13 protein-coding genes are annotated in these 18,703 nt (G+C 38.6%); 3 read left to right on the top strand and 10 right to left on the bottom strand.

Translation table 11 applies throughout. The features are described from left to right. Positions 1–69: 69 nt before the first annotated feature. The gene (locus tag ABD940_RS18075; protein ID WP_345207082.1) at positions 70–1,605 is read left to right on the top strand and encodes a YifB family Mg chelatase-like AAA ATPase; all 1,536 of its coding nucleotides are present in this window, start codon (positions 70–72) and stop codon (positions 1,603–1,605) included. A 254-nt stretch (positions 1,606–1,859) separates the two neighbouring features. After that, entirely contained in the window at positions 1,860–2,198 is a 339-nt protein-coding gene (locus ABD940_RS18070; protein ID WP_345207080.1) for a hypothetical protein, read from the top strand. 6 nt (positions 2,199–2,204) lie between these two features. Here ABD940_RS18070 and ABD940_RS18065 read toward each other — a convergent pair whose 3' ends face one another. From ABD940_RS18065 to ABD940_RS18055, 3 genes are all read right to left on the bottom strand, one after another. Then, a complete protein-coding gene (locus tag ABD940_RS18065; RefSeq protein WP_345207078.1) occupies positions 2,205–2,681 on the bottom strand; it encodes a DUF1905 domain-containing protein in 477 nt (158 codons plus the stop codon). 10 nt (positions 2,682–2,691) lie between these two features. Next, positions 2,692–3,363 (bottom strand): hypothetical protein, encoded by a 672-nt coding sequence (locus tag ABD940_RS18060; RefSeq protein WP_345207076.1) that lies wholly within the window; start codon positions 3,361–3,363, stop codon positions 2,692–2,694. A 101-nt stretch (positions 3,364–3,464) separates the two neighbouring features. Next, positions 3,465–5,663, bottom strand: a complete 2,199-nt coding sequence (locus ABD940_RS18055) for a S46 family peptidase (RefSeq protein ID WP_345207074.1) — start codon at positions 5,661–5,663, stop codon at positions 3,465–3,467. A gap of 86 nt (positions 5,664–5,749) precedes the next feature. Here ABD940_RS18055 and ABD940_RS18050 point away from each other — a divergent pair, with 86 nt between their 5' ends. Further along, positions 5,750–6,184, top strand: coding sequence for an META domain-containing protein (locus ABD940_RS18050; protein WP_345207072.1), 435 nt, complete (start codon positions 5,750–5,752; stop codon positions 6,182–6,184). 417 nt (positions 6,185–6,601) lie between these two features. Here the strand turns inward: ABD940_RS18050 and ABD940_RS18045 are convergent, their stop codons facing one another. The 7 genes from ABD940_RS18045 to ABD940_RS18015 form a co-directional block, all read right to left on the bottom strand. Next, positions 6,602–8,662: a hypothetical protein gene (locus ABD940_RS18045; protein ID WP_345207070.1), complete on the bottom strand. Its 2,061-nt coding sequence runs from the start codon at positions 8,660–8,662 to the stop codon at positions 6,602–6,604. 80 nt (positions 8,663–8,742) lie between these two features. Continuing rightward, positions 8,743–9,414: a hypothetical protein gene (locus ABD940_RS18040; protein ID WP_345207068.1), complete on the bottom strand. Its 672-nt coding sequence runs from the start codon at positions 9,412–9,414 to the stop codon at positions 8,743–8,745. A 92-nt stretch (positions 9,415–9,506) separates the two neighbouring features. Further along, positions 9,507–11,288: a hypothetical protein gene (locus ABD940_RS18035; RefSeq protein WP_345207066.1), complete on the bottom strand. Its 1,782-nt coding sequence runs from the start codon at positions 11,286–11,288 to the stop codon at positions 9,507–9,509. A gap of 225 nt (positions 11,289–11,513) precedes the next feature. Further along, positions 11,514–12,215, bottom strand: coding sequence for a DNA-binding domain-containing protein (locus ABD940_RS18030; RefSeq protein ID WP_345207064.1), 702 nt, complete (start codon positions 12,213–12,215; stop codon positions 11,514–11,516). 182 nt (positions 12,216–12,397) lie between these two features. Beyond that, complete coding sequence (locus tag ABD940_RS18025) at positions 12,398–17,140, bottom strand: DUF8202 domain-containing protein (RefSeq protein ID WP_345207062.1); 4,743 nt, start codon at positions 17,138–17,140, stop codon at positions 12,398–12,400. A gap of 93 nt (positions 17,141–17,233) precedes the next feature. Next, positions 17,234–17,755 (bottom strand): hypothetical protein, encoded by a 522-nt coding sequence (locus ABD940_RS18020; RefSeq protein ID WP_345207060.1) that lies wholly within the window; start codon positions 17,753–17,755, stop codon positions 17,234–17,236. Between the two features lie 430 nt (positions 17,756–18,185). Further along, on the bottom strand, positions 18,186–18,703 hold a 518-nt coding region (locus ABD940_RS18015), incomplete at its 5' end, for a hypothetical protein (RefSeq protein ID WP_345207058.1).

The following is an 18,703-nucleotide window of genomic DNA, read 5'->3' as shown; positions in this document are numbered from 1 at the left end:
TTTTTTGATTAATTTTAATAACAAGATGATTAATTAAAATTTTTCTACATTTACCACAAAACGCAAACAATGCTGATTAAAGTTTATGGCAGCGCAATTTATGGAGTTGCAGCACAGACTATTACAATAGAAGTGAATATAGATACAGGCGGGGTTGGCTATCATTTGGTAGGGCTTCCTGATAATGCTATTAAAGAAAGCAGTTATAGAATTTCTGCCGCTTTGAAAAATGTCGGTTATAAAATCCCGGGCAAAAAAATTACGATTAATATGGCTCCTGCAGATCTTAGAAAAGAAGGAGCCGCCTACGATTTGAGTATTGCTATAGGAATTCTTGCTGCTTCGGATCAAATCCTTGCCGAAAATATTCAGGATTATATTATTATGGGGGAGCTTTCTCTTGATGGGACGTTACAGCCGATCAAAGGAGTTCTACCTATTGCGATTCAGGCTCGTGAAGAAGGTTTTAAAGGAATAATTTTACCAAAACAAAATACACGTGAGGCGGCAATCGTGAATAGTCTTGATGTGTTTGCTGCTGAAAATATCAAAGAAGTAATTGACTTTTTTAATGAAGGAAAGCCACTTCAAAAAGTTGAAATTGATACCCGAAAAGAGTTTCAGGAAAAAATTAATGATTTTCCATTCGATTTTTCGGAAGTTAAAGGACAGGAAGCTGCAAAAAGGGCAATGGAAGTTGCTGCAGCCGGAGGACACAATATTATTTTGATAGGACCGCCCGGAAGCGGGAAAACAATGCTGGCCAAAAGAGTTCCTAGTATTTTACCACCTTTAAGTTTGAAAGAAGCATTAGAAACAACCAAGATTCATTCTGTTGCCGGAAAGATGGGAACAGAAACATCATTAATGACTGTAAGGCCTTTCAGGGCACCTCATCACACGATTTCTGACGTCGCGCTTGTCGGCGGCGGCGGTTATCCGCAACCCGGAGAAATTTCTCTGGCTCATAATGGTGTTTTATTTTTGGATGAAATGCCGGAATTCAAAAGAACAGTTTTGGAGGTCATGCGACAACCATTAGAAGATCGTGAAGTTACGATTTCCAGAGCAAGATTTACAGTAAATTATCCTGCAAGTTTTATGCTGGTCGCTTCGATGAATCCAAGTCCGAGCGGTTTTTTTCCTGATGATCCTAATAATACTTCTTCAGCTTATGAAATGCAGCGGTATATGAATAAACTTTCAGGACCACTTCTAGACAGAATTGATATCCATATTGAAGTTCAAAAAGTTGAATTTGAACAACTGGCAGAAAAACGGAAGGGTGAAAAAAGTGAAGATATCAGAAAACGTGTTTTAACGGCTCGTGAGATTCAACGGGAGCGATATAAAGATTTAAAAATCAGCTATAATGCTCAAATCGGACCTAGAGAAAGTGAAAAATTTTGTGAACTGGATTCTACATCATTCAACCTCATCAAATTAGCAATGGAGAAGCTTAATCTTTCAGCAAGAGCTTATGACAGAATTCTAAAAGTGGCAAGAACGATTGCAGATCTCGAAGAATCTGAAAAGATTCTTTCTCATCACGTTTCTGAAGCGATACAATATAGAAGTCTGGATCGGGAATTCTGGAATGCTTAGTTTGTTTTTAATAATAATGATTTCAAATTAAAACATCATCCGATTTTCCAAATAATAAAAATTCATTGATCTCCTTCTTCTAATATTTCATTTAAATATAATTTTTTAATTATTAATTTTTGCATGATTTCGGGGCAACCTCGTTGCCCCGAAATTTTTATTATCCAATTATTGAAAATACGACAAGTTTTGTCGTTGCAAAGAGTGATGTTTGCAATAATAAAATTAAGTATAACCTAAATCAAAATATTTAAATGAAAACAACCGACGAAATAATGGAAATTAGTTCAATAGAAAAGAAATCAACTTCAATTAATCTATTATCTAAAGATTTTGCGCCCAATGAAAGTTCGGTAGCGGAAATTAAAATATCCGATCTTGAAAATACTTTCGGAACATTAATGATTCAAAATAATAATGGACAATTTGCTCAATTCTCATGGCAAAAAAATGTGGTTTCAACCAATACTGAAACGGGTTATTTTAAAGAAATTATGAATGATTTAGGGGTAATTGTTCATCATAATGAAGATTCAGTTACAGTTATCAATGGTGGTGTTAATCAATTTCTTACGGTAAGTTTAGAGATTTGACCTTGGTTAAATTCCTTTCTTTCCGTCCAAAATCATCTGGATCATTTTTACTTTTCTGTTTTCTCTGGTTTCCGGTTTTTTTGCCTCCTCGATCCAACGAATATATTCCTTTCTATGAGTATAACTCATCTTGTCAAATAGAATTTTTGCATCCTGATTCTCATTAAAAATTAAATTAATATCATCTGCAATTTCAACAATTCTTTCTTCTTTATCTTCAATTAAAGAAACCGAAACCTCATCTCCGAAAGTTTTTCCCAACTGCTTTCTTATTTCCTGAGTTAAACCTAAAATATGACACTCGGATTTCATTTTAGTTAAGCTTCCGCGATATTCAACTTTATCATCAAAAGTTGCCTTGATCTTTACCTGACCTTTTTTATTAAATAATACTTCCGTAGAAAAAGGAAATTCAACAAAAGCGGCATTCATGTCTCCGTTTTGTTTAATAATTGCTTTGAATTGAATAGATTCTGTTTTCATTTTTTTTAAATTAACAAAGTAACCACCATACATTAAAACTCTCAAGCTTTCCGTCTTTAAAATAAAATATGAAAGAATCATCCTCATTTTTTGAAACAGGAATTCTAAAACTTACAACATTTTTACGATCGGTTTCTTCTTTTTTCAGTTTTGGAAAAAGCTTTTGGAATTCATCGAGCGTTGTATTTTTATTAAGTATAATATGATGTGTTTTGATTTCGAAATCATTCCTGTCAGATTGAGCTCCGTTAAAAAGAACAAAATGTTTATCCGAATTAAATTCGGCATTGTTTACATAGAAAGTCGTTATTTTTCCATCAAAATTTGCCAGGTCTTTTCCATAGGTTTTTTCCAGCCATTCTTTATCAAGCCATTCAAAAGCGCTTCCGCATTCCCATAATTCTGTTTTTACGGAATCCATTTTCGGATAAAGCTTTTCAAATTTTGATTGAGGAAGCAGGATATCACTTCCATTTACTAAGACATTTTCTAATGCTAAACTATCTTCAGTAAAAGGTTTTGGATATATCTTCTTTGATATTTTATTTATGTTTAAACTATCTTTCTTTGAATCGATTTGTAGTAAAGAATCGTTTTTCTCCTTTACCTTATTATCAGGTTCTTTTTTACAATTTAATAATAATAAGAATGTCAGAAAACTCAGGAATATTTTACTTTTCATACTGTTTTGTGAAATGTTTTAAGGTTGTTAAAATAATAAAAATTAAACAAAAAAAACCGCGAAAGAAAACTTTCACGGTTATTAAAATATATCAATAAAGATTATTTTGCTTTTTTAGCCGGAGTTGCTTTAGGCATTTTTGTTTTTGTATCTGCAGGAGTATTTTCGTCTTTTACTAATTGCAATTCGTCGATCAATCTTCTTGCTCCAGCGTATTTGTCGATTGTCCAAAGAACGAAACGAACATCTACGTTGATTGTTTTTTGCCATTCTTTTTCGAAAACGATGTCACCGCTTAATGCTTCACTGTTTCCGTCGAATGCGATACCGATAAGGTTTCCGTCTGCATCGATTACCGGAGAACCAGAATTACCTCCTGTAATATCGTTGTTTGATAAGAAGTTTACCGGCATATAACCTTTTGCATCAGCATATTGACCGAAATCTTTCAAATTATAAAGGTCGATAACTCTTTGCGGAAGATCAAACTCTTCGTCATTTTTCTTGTATTTTCCTACAAGACCAGCCATGTCTGTATAATAGTTATCCGTAACACCGAAATAGTTTCTGTCTGTTCTGATAGGCAATTTATCTACCGTTCCGTAAGTTAATCTCATGGTAGAGTTTGCATCCGGATAGAATTTTTTCTCTGGCATAGCTTTCATTAATCCAGCTAAGAATAATCTGTTGTTTTTAGCAAAATTATCATCGATTTTCACGAATCTTTCTGCTGAAGCTTTTTGATCAGCAACAATTCCGTTTGCGATTTTCCAAAGCGGATCTGCATCCAATTTCAAACGATCCGGGTTCAACACAAAGTTTGTCGCAGAAGTTTTGTTTGCAAAAATTGAAGAATATGCAATATTAGAAAGGTTTTTAGAATCTAATCCCATTACTGTTTCAGAAGCAACGTCTTTATTTACTTTTGTCTGATAAAGGTTTACCATAGAATTCATCATTTCACCTTCAAGTTTAATGTTGATGTTTTCATATGCTGTTTTCAAAGCTGCGTCTACTTTTGGCTTCATAGCTAATCTGCCTTTCATATCCTGCTCTGCGTAAGCTTTAAGAACACTTCCTACCTGTAATGCAAGTGTGAAATATTTAGAGTTTCTTGAAAGCTGAGTCATATACATTCTCTCAACATTTCTGTCAGAAGTTTGTTTGTAGTAAATTCCGATATCTTCTAAAACTGTTTCATTTTCAGTAACATTTGCTGGTTGTACAGCCCAAGTTTTGAATTTTTCTTCAACAGCCTGTTTCTCCGTAATAGTTCCGTTTTTGATAACAGCATCGATTGTTCCCTGTCTGTTTTTCCAGTAGTTTGCTACAGAAGCATACTGAGAAGCATAGTTAAGCTGAGTACCTTTATCCTTATCCATGTACTTCTTCATAACATCCATTGCTAATTTAGAAGCTTCAACCCAAGCCGGGTAATCTTTGTTAACCATTTGCTGAATTCCGTAAGAAGTCAGGTAACGGTTTGTTCTTCCAGGGTATCCCAAGATCATTGAGAAATCTCCAGGTTTTACTCCTTTAAGAGAAACAGGTAAGAAATGTTTAGGCTTCAAAGGAACGTTTGTTGGCGCAAATTCAGCAGGATTTCCGGCAGCATCAGCATATACTCTGAAAACTGTAAAATCTGCAGTGTGTCTTGGCCACTCCCAGTTATCTGTATCACCACCAAATTTTCCTAATGCTGAAGGCGGAGCTCCAACCAATCTGATGTCTTTATAATCTTGGTAAACGAAATAGTAGAATTCATTTCCATTGAAGAAATCTCTTACTACTACAGTATATTTTCCGTTTTCAGAGTTTTCAGACTGGATCGCTTTTGTTTCAGCGTCGATCACAGCTTTTCTCTCTGCAGCGGACATATTGTTATTTAGTTTTGAATTGATTCTTTGCGTAGCATCATCCATTCTTACCAAAAATCTTACATAAAGATCTTTTGCATTGAATTCGTCTTTTTGCTTCATTGCCCAGAATCCGTTTTTCAGATAGTCTTTTTCCGGTGTAGAAGCAGCAGCTACAGCACCATAACCACAGTGGTGGTTTGTAAAAATAAGACCTTGACTAGAAACAATCTCTCCTGTACAAAAACCTCCGAAGCTTACGATCGCATCTTTTAAACTTGAGTTGTTCACAGAATAAATTTCTTCCGGTGTAAGATGCAAACCTTCTTTTTGCATATCTACACCATTAAGTCTTTTTACGAGCATTAACAGCCACATTCCTTCATCTGCCCTCATTTGAGCAAAACTTAAAAGGAAAGTGAATAGTAGTAATATTCTTTTCATTTTATAAAATAATTTTTGTGTCGCTAATTTACTAAATTTTATGCTATTCTGTCCTCCAATGGTATGAAAATGGATTATAGCGAGTTATGAAAAAGATAATGCTTGCAGTTTTTACTGTTTTATGTGTAAGTTTTATGATAAACTGTTCTTCAATTCCTGTTAGAAATTTTCAGATTCAAAGGGAGTGGATGTTGGTTTCTTTTGGAAACTATACTAAAGAAGATTTAATTAAAACTCATGCTAAAATTGATCTTACCTCATCTAATGAAAACGGAAAAATTAAAGGAGGTGCTTTTATGGGATGCAATAAAATGTTCTTTACTTCTGAATTTAAAAAAGATGGTAAAGTAAAAATTTCAGGAATTGGATCGACATTAATGGCTTGCCAAAATATGAAACTGGAAGATGATTTTTCTAAAAGTTTTAAAAATATGACCAATTATAAAATTGAAGGACATTTTCTTACATTGAGTGATGATCATGAAAATTCAATGAAATTTATTGCTTCGGATTGGGATTAATTTTTTAATAATTCATCAATATTTATTTTCATTATTTCCGGAATTCTACTGTTCTGAAAGTTCTAATTCTATTTTCTCTCATTTTTATTGATTTTCAACTGTTACTACAACGAAGGTATAACGGAAATTCTCATTTCCAATCACCTGTGAAAACTATGACTGGTTTTGACGCCTTTTGACCGGTTTTGACCGGTATTAAAACCCATTTCTTCGGATCATGTTCGGGTCTTCTTCGGGTCGGCTTCGGAAAAATGGGATTTTTTCCGAAGGATTGTCGAAGGACACTCGAAGAAAAGAGCAGGAATTTTTCAATTATAAAGTAAGCATTGCAAATATGAAATTAGATTTTTTCAATAAAAAAGCCTGCCCAAATCGGCAGGCTTTAAATTATTATTTATGTTTTAAGATTTATTACCATTATCCTTTTCTTGTCACAGAAAGAAAAATTTTCTTTTCGGTTCCCACTTCCATACACCACCATTTGAATTCGTACCATCTGTACGTTGTAGCATCTACCTGCACCTGAAGATTTGTTGTTATTACTTCTGCATTAGAATTCGTCCAGAATACAATATTGTTGGCATCAACCTGAACAAAGCTTCCCGATGTTAAACTGTTATTAAGAGAAGTTTCGTTTTCATTTACCTGAGTGGCAAAAGTCTGATAACTTACCAGCTGTGTTCCGGTTGCAATATTATATACTCTCGGATCATAGTAAGTCGAGTTTACGCCCTGTAAGTTCATTTCCAGACCATCCAATTGAGGCAATGCCTGTAAGCTGTTTGCAGTAACATAAGTTTTTAGGTTAAAAGTACTAGTATTAGCTGTCGCAGCCGGAAGAGAGTAGACTCTTGATACGGTTTCCCCGATGTTTATAGTACCACTTCCTGATCCTGCCGTCTGTGGAAGTCCCGTAACATATCCCAAAACACCATTAGCATCTGCAACCACTGTTCTCGTAGCGGTAAAGGTCTGGTTTTGAGTTGCAGAAGCAGTCCCACCACTTTGAGTATAAATTGCATTGGATGTTCCGTTTAAAGGAAGAACTCTTAAGCGGGTATTTCCATTTACATCCAATCTTTCAGTAGGAGGAGATGTATTAATAGCAACATTTCCTTCTCCTGTTATTCTCATTCTTTCAGTACCGACAGCACTTGAACCAGCACTTGTCGTAAATACAAGAGGGGTACTAGTTGTGGTATAACTAGTACCTAAATAAAATCCACGTGAATCACTTGTTGCTATTATTTGACTTACACTTTCCGGATCTTGAAACAGTTGAAGACTAGAGTTTGCTCCGTCACTATTATTATCATCCGATGCTATAATAATACTTGATCTTTTGCCGCTTGCAAATCCTCTTTGATTAAATCCTCCGCTAGAGTCCCAAATAGAACTTTGACTAGTTCCTGTAAACGTAAGGGAAAATCCATTATTACTTAAGGTTCTCCCGCTTGTTAAAGCCCCATTATTATTATAAATATTCACATCATTTACTTTCATTCTCTGCCATGCGGTTCCATCAAAATAATAATATCCTGCAGAAGTAACGTTAATAGTCTGCCCTGCAGGAGCCGTATCAGCCGCAGTTGCATACACTATTGCAGCCAATTGGCTGGTTGTATACGTTTTAGCTCTCATCTGGCTTCCCGTTAACCTTGGCGCTCTTATACCATCCAGAATAGTAGCAGTTGCCGGAGTTCCCGCAACATCCAGAGTTACCTGAGGATTGGTAGTCGTTATCCCAACATTACCTTCTCCAGTGATACGCATTTTTTCTGTTGCCAAAGCGTTGGCTCCTGTATTTGTTGAGAAAGTTATGGGAGCAGAAATGGTTGTTTGATTGGTGCTCAATGCCAAACCTGTAGCATCATCACCTGCAATGATCTGAGCATAGCTTTCAGGATATATCTGAAAATCCAGACGGGAATTGATGCCATTACTATTATTGTCGGGTGCGAATAAGATCATATTGGCATATTTTGAAGGGGAAGAAGCTAAACCTTGCTGCATTAGTGTTCCGTCAGAGTCCCAATAAGTTTTCATTTTCGTGCCTGTAAAAGTCAGGTTGAAGCCGTTGGTGTCCAATGTGCGTGCATTTGTAAGCAAACCGTTGGCATTATAGATATTATCTGAAACTACTTTTTGCCACAGGTTTCCATTAAAGAAATAATATCCTACAGCATTGATGTTCACTCTTTGCCCCGATGTATTACCTCCTGATATATCAGTAATATAAATCAAAGCACCACTCTGGTCCGCTGCATACGTTGCAGTATTAGTTGTAAGCTCAGCACGCGTAAGACGTGGAGCCTGCAATCCAAATATCTGGGTATTATCTATGATGTTACCTCCTGTATCACGTTTGGCACTTACATCCATCGTTGTTTTCGGAGTAGAAGTATTTACTCCGACCTGAGCTGAAACTGTTGCACTTACTAAGATAAGCGCTCCTGCTAGTAATGTAAATTTTTTCATTAGTGTTAAAATTTAATTGTTAAAAAACTGTTATAAATTATCTGAGTCTTTTGATTTATTAATTCATTAAAGAAAGTTTTCTATTTAGTTTTTATAGAATTATCTAATGTTCTTATTTTCTGAACATGCTGTAAAGTATATCTCTTTGTATTAGCATCCGCCTTCGCAGCGCTAACAACAATTCCTCCTGCGTCTATATAGGCGTTCATCTTCACAGCATCATCGGGAGATAACCTGTCTTTGCCTGAAATAATAACATCGTATTTACCTTTAAAGTCAATCGCAGATAAATCTGTATTAGACAAGTCCACATTTATATCTGACAGGGTAAAACTTTTCGTTTTCTTTAGTTTTTCCGCGAGATCATACTTCAACGCAGAATCCAGTTGACTGATCAGTAAATTATTGTTATTCACAAAATCCCATCCGTCTTTTGTATATCCTACTGTTATAAGTTGGGCTGTTTTGGCACTTGCACTATTTCTGAAACACCCCGTCCATGCCGCAGGAGATCCCTGATATCCTTTTACACATTGGTCCGTAAGATCATAGATCATCATCCCGGGTTGGGGATCAGCAATCGCACCAGTATTAGCGACTCTATTCAGATAAAGTGCTTTATTGGAAGCGGCAAGATCCAGATCGGCATTGGTGTTGGGTGTATTGGTATCTACACCCACCTGGCTGTAGGATATAATTCCCAATATAAGAGCCATACCCGTGGTTATTTTTTTTACTATTATGTATTTCATATATTGTTTTTTTTAAACCTCCCGGAGCATAAAGCCCCGGCAAGGTTTGGTATCTTATATAATTCTCTTATCTCTTTATGAAATAATATTTATTACTCCTGAATGCAGCGTACAGATTTACCTCTGTCTATTTCAGCATTGCCCGTATTACCTGGGTTCACGGTACTATTCATCAAAGTATTTGTACCATTATTTGCGGCAACATAACCATCCGCTGCCGAATAGACAGGAACAGTTGAATTAAACGTATCCCCGGTTCTATCACTTTCTCCGGCATTAGTTAGCCTTAACTTTTTGGTTGATGAATATATTCCGCCACTGCCGGAAGCAGTAATCACAGCCTGCCATTCGGCTCCTATTGGCACTTTGAAACCTTGAGGACAAGGGTTGTTGGGTGAAGAAGCCAGCCATCTGTTAGCTTTGGGAGGTACGGTGATCGATGTCCACTCAGCAGGAAGGTAAGTAGGTGCTGAAAATATAGAATAAGGATGAGTCGGATTCCAGCTTGCTGCTTGTCCATATACATATCCATATTTAAAAGTCCCTGTACTTGTTCCATTAATAGATCTTTCCATAAGTTCATGCCCATCGGCTTTTCTACCCCACTGCAAGAGAGATCCCATAGCATTTATATCCGTGGTGCTTGTTGCCTGCTGGGTAAGGTTAAATGACGGGTGATCCAGATTGGCATAATTTGCTCCAAGATTATTATTCAGCCATATTTTACCGTCTTCTGCCTGTACCGGCAGGTAAAGGAAGTTGTGCTCGTATTTGCCGGCATTGTCTATCTGCCCAAACATCCTGTCCGGTATACCCGGTATATCGCGCAATTCATAAGTAGTGAATGCTCCTGCCTGGTTGTATGGATATTGGAAAGTTCCTAATAACAATCCCAGGTAATCATTCCCTATCCCTGCATTGATGTCTAGTTTCTTAGCATTCAAAGTCCCGCCAATAGCTTTTATAGTAGCCACAAGAGCTGTATTTGCGGTTGTAAGAGACTGTGCAGCCCAGGATAATTGTACCTGTCTGGATATGCCATCCTGTGTAAGGTTTGCCGGAACCGTGACCGTATAGCTCCATGCTGCAACAGTCCCGCCACTTCCTGTAACCGTAGCCGGTATATATACTGTAATCCCTGTAGTTGTGATGCTACCCTGTATATCCACCAAAAGATCTGCTGTTCCATCTGCATTTATTACAGAGGTGTTTGCGGGAGCTGTAGGCTTTGTATAAGGCAGATAATCGTTGTCGTATATAGAGGCTGTCCAATAGCGGCTGCTTTGTGCCAGCGTAACAGTTCCCGGCAATACATTCACAGGATTACCCGCTGCAGGATTTACCGTTAACGAAATCGCATTGACTCCGGAGCACGATTTCCCGCCAAAACCCATACTCACGGCAGTCGTTCCTGCGGTAGCAGGTGTTCCTGTGATATTGAAGACGACATTACCATCTCCATTAGCAAAAACACCTGTAGGAAGTGTAAAAGTAAGACCGTTCTGTATAAAGCTTTGTGGTGCGTAAATTCCACCATTACCTCCGGTATATGGAACAGTTAATGTTCCTGTGTAAGCCTGACCTACCGTTGCAAAAGCAGGTGTAAAATAAGCTGCAGCACAGTTGATAGCCGTCACTGCGCCCGTAGAATCTGCACTAAAACAATCAGACCATAGTGCAGGAGCACCTTGATAGGCTTTTATACAATTGTTTGCGATGTCATAAATAACCATCCCCACCTGAGGATTAGCTATTGCAGATGTATTGGTAACCCTATTAAGGTAGAGTGCTTTGTTGTTCGATCCCAGTTCGATACTGGCACTGGCGTGAGGGGTTGGTGTATTGATCCCGATCTGACCCGATACTTTTGTCATCAGAAAGGAAAAAGCTACCGCTGTTAATCGTAAAGTATTTTTCATATATGCTGTTTTTATGTTTTTATTCTAGCCGTCGTTTTATTAAAAAATGATTGATTTTCATGGGTTTTACTCTATCGGGCGAACGAGGTCACCTCGACAGCGTTATAGAGACACCTTAACTCGAGCGAGTGAAGGTGGTTCACTTGTGCTATTGTACCGTAAGCGGTTTTTCAAACTCTGCTATACGGGTTCTTTTAGCTGTATTGTTCCTCCTGTATATTGGGTTACAATCTCTATAGTATAGGTTCCGGATGCCAAATCAGGAATTACAATAATGAGCTCAGACGGATTATTGGTAACAATATCTCCGGACTCTACCAATGTTTTTGTCCGCGTGGCTGTTTCTACGAAATAAATTCCGTTGGCAGCATCATCACCGAATACCTTAATTTTTGTTCCTGAGATCTTAAGGTTTCTTCCGGGTGTCAGAATATCATTGATGGTACCGTTCTTCACGTCGGCTACCTGAAGAATAGCGGAAGATGCATCGGCAACTCCTATAATGTTTACTTCTATATTAGGAATCTCCGATCTCAGCTTTTCTCCCTGGTTGAATCTGAACAATATGCTGTGTTTATCCTTGTTGAATGTTTCCGTAGGACTATCAAATACACCGCGGATCTGTGTGCTCGCCGTAAAATATCCTGTGTTTATAGAATAGCCATCACAAAGCTGGTAAGCCATTTCTTTCAGAAAAAGTTCTGTAGCGTGTTCCATTGCAGCGGCAGACACATCTGCACCACCACGGTTGGCTGCAGATTCGCAGATTTGTTTTACATTCAATGATCGCTCGCTTACTGTACGTGCGATAAAGTCGTTCGGATTGTCTTTTGTAAGAAGGTTATCATATAGATAAGCCTTGATTTTGTGTAAGATTGGCATGATTTTTTAGATTTTTGTTTTAGTTATTAAATTTGAGATTCTTGCTCTCCTGTATATTCTGTAATAATTTTATTGTATCTGAATTATCAATATTAATTGTTGTTAAAAACTTTAATTAGGAAAAAAAGGGGCTGAAAAGGAAAATTCCTAAACAACCCCCTTTGTTTAAATATCAATTAAAACTAATCCGGGCAGGTTTGTGTACTTATACAATACCATCCGAAAGTAGTTCCTCCATCTTGTGAAGTATACATTTTCATACATTTATTGGTCGTATCATACACCATCATCCCTTCTACAAAATTCGCCGGTGCAATACCTACAGGATTTCCTGCTGAGAATGCTACTCTGTTGGGTACAAAGCCTTTGGTTTTAGATTCCAGTACCATCCATCCTCCTGTACGGATTGCAGGCCAGTTGTCTCCATTTGTCCCCGCTCTGGTAAGAGAAGTAATGCCTACTTTACCCGGCAATGCAGGATTACCCGCACTTGCTATTGCTGCAGGTTTGTAGCAGACCGGATTACATATGCTAGCGAAGGTAATGAAGTTCGTCTGGAAATGTACACCATAGTTGCTGGTATTAGCTGCAAAGGAGCTTCCATTGGAAAAAGCCGAATAACGCCATACATAGGTGTCGCCCAGCATAAAAGCAATGCCGGGAATAGTGACAAAAGCAGCATCAAGGGTAGATGTCTGTGCCAGGGGTTTCAGCCAGTAGCCGGAAAGATTGTTGGTACCATTGGATACATTATTACCATTCGAATACATCCCGAATCTGCTTGCTTTTACCACATATCCCGCGGGTGCAGCCGGGAAATTCCCAATGGTAATCGTAAATTTACCTAAGGGATCGAGGGCACCGTTTGCAATTTTGGTCGTGAAAATCATATCCGTACCGTTATTGGGCGGCATCAGCGTTTCGGTGGTGCTGTTGTTTGCCGGCAGGCTGTTGTACAATCTTCCCGTACCTGCTGAGGTTTTAGGCAGGATGGTAACTAATTTTTCTAGTCCAGTATCAAATAAGGCAAGCCCCTCCCATTGGTTGTCTGTGCCATACTGGTTGTTCAGGTCGCTGTACTGCACAGGTACTGTAAACTGGTTGCCAATTCCCGGCACGGCTGTACCGCTGGTAAGCTTATAAACAAGGTTTATCGTACCGCCGTTTACGGCTATGGTATTAGCTGCCAAGGTAGCATTCCCATCTATAGTGTAAGTAGATTCTGCTCCTGTACAACCATATAAGGTAGTATTTACCGTAGAGCTGTTATTTGCCGTATTATTATCATTAGCATATTCTGCGGTTGCCGTGTTAGTAATTACTGCTCCCACTGTACTACCTGCTGTTCCGGTTACGGTAAAGGTGACCCCACTGCCTTCCGGTAAACTTGGAATGGTAAGACCTGCTGCTCCCTGTAATTCTGCCAAAGTTACAGATGCTGGACACTGTGCGGAACCTAGAGTCCCCGCACCGGCGGCACAGGTAATACCTGTAGCTGTAAAATTAGCAACAGCAGGGTCTTTTACAATTACATTGGTAGCATTGCCAGGTCCGTTGTTAGTTACGCGGATGGTGTAGCTGATCGTACTTCCTGTCTGTGCAGACAAAGGACCTACCTTATTGACCTGTATATCGGCAGGGAAAGATTTCGCAAATGTGATGAATTTACCATCTGCTACATTTTGGTTATATACCCATTTTGAAGCATTGTTGGAGGTAGGATTCACCACCGTTACATTAGTTGTGAAGGCTGCATCGTCTGCTACCAGCATTACCATATTTTGTGTAGTATTATATGATCCGCTGTTGTAGATTGTAAGATCTGTCTCAAAGAACAAAGCTCCTGCATCAGCATCTTTCTCTTGTGCCATCCATACTCTCTGGATTCTTTTATAAGCGTTTGCACCTACTGTAACATCCACAGGTGACGTGGCTACATTCGTATTATCTCCTAATAGGAAATAGGTTTTGTCATTAGCCAATCCGGTACGTGCTGCTGCAAGGTTAGGATTAACAAAATCATTAATTGTTGCAACGGTAAGTATCGCTCCGGCGTTCACGCTTTTTGATACCTTTTGATGGAAAACACCGATGTCTTCTCTTGCAACACCAAAGATATTATTGTTATAAGTTGTATTGGCAGCACCGTTCCATACGATGGCAGCATCAGCATCTAAGTAATGATTTGTATTTACCTGTCCTAAAGTAATACCATATTTAATCGCAAGATAAGAATCTACTCTTCTACGCTCTGTGTCTGACAAAGCGCCTGCGCCATAGATGATCGTTTCGCCTATATTTCCAATAAATCCGGCATTATCACTACCATTACTTGAAAAAAGAGTATTTCCGAAAATATGTCCTCCAAATTGAGCGTTTACAGCTGTAAAAGCAACTGCAGTATTCATGGCTGAACCATTTAATCCTTTCGCAGTATTTGTATTGGTATTTCTGAAATACATGATACTTGGAATGGTAGTACTAAATACCGGGTTTACCCCAAGAAATTGTGTACCTGCCCCATAAGGTCTTCTTTCTAATTGATTGGTGTTCGGGAAAATACCGAAAGCATCCCAGTTGGCAGCCCCGGTTGTGGTATTATCCATACCTACACTGAATAGTCTTGGGTTCGATCCACCTGAAGCCAATCCCTCTTTAGTAAAGGTAAAGACATCATAATTTAAACTCGTTAATGTACGTACAGTGTTATTTCCTAAGGTTTGCGTTCCAACCGTAAAATTAATTCCCGGATTAAAGTTGAAGTAAGAAGATGTTCCTACCACATATTTTGGTAAGGCATTGGTTCCCAACTGTGCAACGGTAGTTCCGTTCCATACATCTGTCCATCCCGTTACATCTGTTCCTGCTCCTGTATTGGTAGTATTTACATCTGCTCTGTACCAGTATGATAATCCATTCTGAACACCTGCAGGTGATGCAGCATTTACATTTACGATGGTATCATCAAAACTTGTACAGGTACCAGTAGCAATGGTCCATCTGAAAGTATAAGCACCTACGGTATTCATTCCCGTAACGTTGGTATTATATGCTGATGGAGTTACAATTACAGGATCTGGAGCACCTGCCGGTTTTGATACCAAAGACCATGTGCCGGTAGAAGTTCCTGCGTTGTTTCCGTTAAGCATAGCTGTAGTAGTGCTTGCCGTAACGATATTTTGATCTGATCCTGCATTGGCCCCCACTTGTGCTGTAACAAAAACAGAGAAGGTATCCTCTAATGAAGTTCCGGCGCATGCGTATTCTGCATTCAAAAATAGTTCAGGACCACCAGTACCCGTTGCTTTTATTTTGAAAACATACTCTCCCGGTTTATTAAGATTACTGATTACTGTAGAGGTACTGGTAATTGATCTATTAGCAGCAACCTCATAAGTAGGAGTAGCCGCCCCTGCAGGAGCTGAAACCAAGGTAAAATCATATCTTCCACCCAGATCCTGAAGATAACTTGGGTTAGCTGCTGTTGTTTGATATCTTGTAGGTAATGGTACTGTTGCTGACACTACTCCTGAGCCCGGATAACATACCGTAATATTATCTACATTAACAGGAGTACGGGCATTATCTGAAATATGAACATAAAAAAAAGGCGCCCTGTTACAACCACCCGCTGCAGTAGCACGAACGTCAAATCTGTACGTTCCTGCCCTCCATCCTCCAGATGGCGGTGTAAGCGTAGCAGTTCTATCCATCGTTCCTGCACCGGTTTCTACTATAGACGATACTGCCACTCCTCCGGGAAGTACTCCTGAGGATGTTACTGCAGTTATGGTAGTAGGCGGATCTGCCGGATTAATTTTATAGTAAAAAGTAATAGGAGTTGTAGTACCCACTCTATTACAATATAGTACTCCTGCACTACCAGTATTACTGAAAACCTCCATCTGATTAGGATATGCCGGATCTGTAAAATCTAACAAGCCGGGCTGAAAGCCATTAAAGTTATAGGTAAGTCTTTTGGTAAAAGTTCCTAAGGTATTTGAAATGGTAAGATCAAATACATAAGGACCTATAGCGTTAATTCCTGAAAAGTAAAGTCTACCGTTATCCATACGGGAGTATTGAATATTTCCTCCGGCTGGTTGGCTTACCACCGTCATGGTAACTGTTGTCCCAAAAGAAGGATTAGCTGATGAATTGGTAGTTACTGTTGAAAATTTCGGTGAAGTGCCATTAGGATCATAAAAAAACGAAGCACCAGTACTTCCCGGACTTACACACTGACTGTAAGTAGCCGGAAATATCATATCCGGATTTGGGATAAACCTAACGATTGCATCATCCTCATACCAGCATGAAGGGTTATTCACAGAAGTAATTCTTAAAACAACACGGTAAGCAGGATCTATGGTATGATTTGCTTTATTGGTAAGCGTTAACGTCGGAGTTGCTGTTGTGGTACCGCTCATCGTGGCATTAGTGGTAACCATATTACCGTTAGCCTCGTAAGTTTGCATGTGATAATACGTCCATGAAGGGGTATACCCATCAGGAATAGTAGCACTAAGATTAGCCACTCCCGTTATTGCAGATATCCCTGTAATATCGGGTCCTGCGGTAAATCCGGTGGTTGCACCCGGTGCCGTTACCGTTACCTGCGATGTTACTGTGCCTGTAGAACATTGCTGGGTAATCATGAATACATAGTTACCGGGATAAGTGATTCCTGTAACATTTGGGTTGTAAGCATTCGGATTGCTGAATACAGGATCCGGTGCACCCGAAGGTTTCGAAACAATAGACCATGTAGGCGTACCGGAAGTTGTTCCTGTGGTAGTAGCCTGCAGGGTAGTACTTGTACCACATATGGTAGCATTACCTCCGGCATTGACCGAACAGGACTGTGAGAAAATCAAGAGATTTCCTGTGAAAAATAGTAAGATTACTATCAGATTTTTCATCATATCATTAGGTTTAAATTTTTTTTACTTATTTGTTTATCATTTATAAACATCTTAATTTTTTTTGTGTGTTATTTTTATCAAGATATTTACTCGCTAAGGCTTCCAAAAAGACCAAACCGTACCATTATATACAGCTAATTGTCTTTTTGTAGTATCATACACCATCATTCCGGGACTCGGATTGATGATATTAAGATGCGGGCTTGCTACTTTTGGTAATACCATTGCTCTGTTCGTATCACCTAAAACCAATATTCCCGCTGTAGAATCTGTGTTTCCTGTAGTATAAATGGAAACTTTAGCTCCGGGCTGTTCCGTCTTATCACTTCCCTGGATACTCAGATCCGCTGTTCCTGTAGTGTCTACACTCAGATCAAACCAGGCATTGTCTTTCAGGTATTTCACCTTATGATCTGTCGTGTCATAGATCATTGTTCCGTTTTCCGTGATCGCACTTTTATTAATATTATAAGGAAGTATAAGTCCCTTATTTTCCGTACTGGCAAATTCCAGCGATACCGAGCTGTTGGTAACATTGGGTTTGCCAATGGCGACCTGAGCCTGTGTATACAGTACGCTTCCGGAAGCCCATAAAATCATCATAATTTTTTTCATTGTTTCTTCATTGTTTTTTTTAATTATTAAAAGGATGTTTAGTAACCTAATAGCATTCAGTTTCGGGGCAACTCACCTGATTCTGAAATGTATCGGGTATTTTTTATATAATTGTCTTGGTATGATTTAGCGAGCTAATACATCCAGGTATCTTTTCTATTTTAATGTTGGGAAATAGTGACCGATTATAGTCGGAAGAAAAAAAGGGTTGAGAAAGGGTGATATGCTTTTTGCTTATAATACATTCTCAACAAAAGAAATGTTTCCCAAAATGATTATGCTATACTATATATTCTGTCTTGAGTATATATAATGATAGCCGGGCAAAAGCCGGTAATAATTCTACTTTCATAATGCTTGTGTGTTTTGTTTTTTATAAAAAAAGGGGAAGAAGGAAGGCGTTTTTCAGCCTCCCTTTTCCCTTGGGGGTTTATGGTTTCCAGAAAGACCAGACCGTACCGTTATATACAGCCAGCTGTCTTTTTGTAGTATCATATACCATCATTCCCGCACTGGGATTGATGATATTAAGATGCGGGCTTGCTACTTTTGGTAATACCATTGCTTTATTGGTATCTCCAAGCACCAGTATTCCTGCTGTAGCATCTGTATTTCCTGTTGTATAAATGGAAACTTTAGCTCCCGGCTGTTCTGTCTTATCATTACCCTGAATGCTTAAGTCTGCCGCTCCGGTAGTATCTACACTCAGATCAAACCATGCGTTGTCTTTCAGGTATTTTACCTTATGGTCCGTTGTATCATAGATAACAGTTCCGTTTTCTGTGATCCCCGATTTATCGATAACATAAGGAAGAATAAGTCCTTTGTTTTCCGTATCGGCAAACTCCAATGACACAGATCCGTTCGTAACATTTGGCTTACTGATTCCGACCTGAGCCTGAACCTGTGAAGCTGACAAAGAAACCATTAATACTACTATTATTTTTT

Source organism: Chryseobacterium ginsengisoli, from assembly GCF_039542325.1.
Classification (GTDB): domain Bacteria; phylum Bacteroidota; class Bacteroidia; order Flavobacteriales; family Weeksellaceae; genus Chryseobacterium; species Chryseobacterium ginsengisoli.
Note: the sequence above shows the minus strand (reverse complement) of the source record. Positions and strands in the feature narration are given on the sequence as shown.